Source organism: Ruegeria lacuscaerulensis, assembly GCF_013034685.1.
Classification (GTDB): domain Bacteria; phylum Pseudomonadota; class Alphaproteobacteria; order Rhodobacterales; family Rhodobacteraceae; genus Ruegeria; species Ruegeria lacuscaerulensis_B.
In genome coordinates, this window is the sequence record NZ_WQGO01000033.1 from 1 (window position 1) to 1,133 (window position 1,133).

Consider the following 1,133-nt stretch of genomic DNA (forward strand, 5'->3'; position numbering starts at 1 on the left):
CCGCCTTCGCGGATCGCGAAGCGCAGGCCCTGCTCCATCGCGATCGGCGCGATCAGTTCAACGCCGAACGACACGTTGTCGCCGGGCATGACCATCTCGGTGCCTTCCGCCAGGGTCACGGTGCCGGTCACGTCAGTTGTCCGGAAGTAGAACTGAGGACGGTAGTTCGCGAAGAACGGAGTGTGACGACCGCCTTCTTCCTTGGTCAGGATGTAGGCTTCGGCTTCGAACTTGGTGTGCGGTGTAACCGAACCCGGCTTACACAGAACCTGGCCACGCTCAACGCCGTCACGGTCAACACCACGCAGCAACGCGCCGATGTTGTCGCCCGCTTCACCGCGGTCCAGCAGCTTGCGGAACATCTCAACGCCGGTGCAGGTGGTTTTCGAAGTGTCGCGGATGCCGACGATTTCAATCTCGTCGCCAACGTTGATCACGCCACGCTCAACACGACCGGTCACAACGGTACCACGGCCCGAGATCGAGAACACGTCTTCAATCGGCATCAGGAACGGCTGGTCAACAGCGCGCTCGGGGGTGTCGATATACTCATCAACAGCCGCCATCAGTTCCTTGATTTTCTCTTCGCCGATTTCCGGGTTGTTGCCTTCCATCGCGGCCAGAGCCGAACCTGCAACGATCGGAATATCGTCGCCGGGGTATTCATACGAAGACAGCAGCTCGCGGATTTCCATTTCCACCAGTTCCAGCAGCTCTTCGTCGTCAACCTGGTCAACTTTGTTCATGAACACGACCATCTTCGGGATGCCAACCTGGCGGCCCAGCAGAATGTGCTCACGCGTTTGCGGCATCGGGCCGTCAGCGGCGTTCACAACCAGGATCGCGCCGTCCATCTGGGCAGCACCGGTGATCATGTTCTTGACGTAGTCGGCGTGGCCGGGGCAGTCAACGTGCGCGTAGTGGCGGTTCTCGGTCTCGTATTCCACGTGGGCGGTCGAGATGGTGATCCCGCGCGCTTTCTCTTCCGGCGCACCGTCAATCTGGTCATACGCTTTGAAGTCACCGAAATACTTGGTGATCGCTGCGGTCAGCGTGGTTTTACCATGGTCAACGTGGCCAATCGTGCCGATGTTGACGTGCGGTTTTGTACGCTCAAACTTTTCCTTTGCCAT

At 59.0% G+C, this 1,133-nt stretch carries 1 protein-coding gene; it reads right to left on the bottom strand.

Going from position 1 to position 1,133, the window contains the following annotated elements; translation table 11 throughout:
- Positions 1-1,133 (bottom strand): elongation factor Tu (tuf, locus tag GOV80_RS22230; RefSeq protein WP_170787826.1); only part of this gene is annotated, 1,133 nt, incomplete at both ends.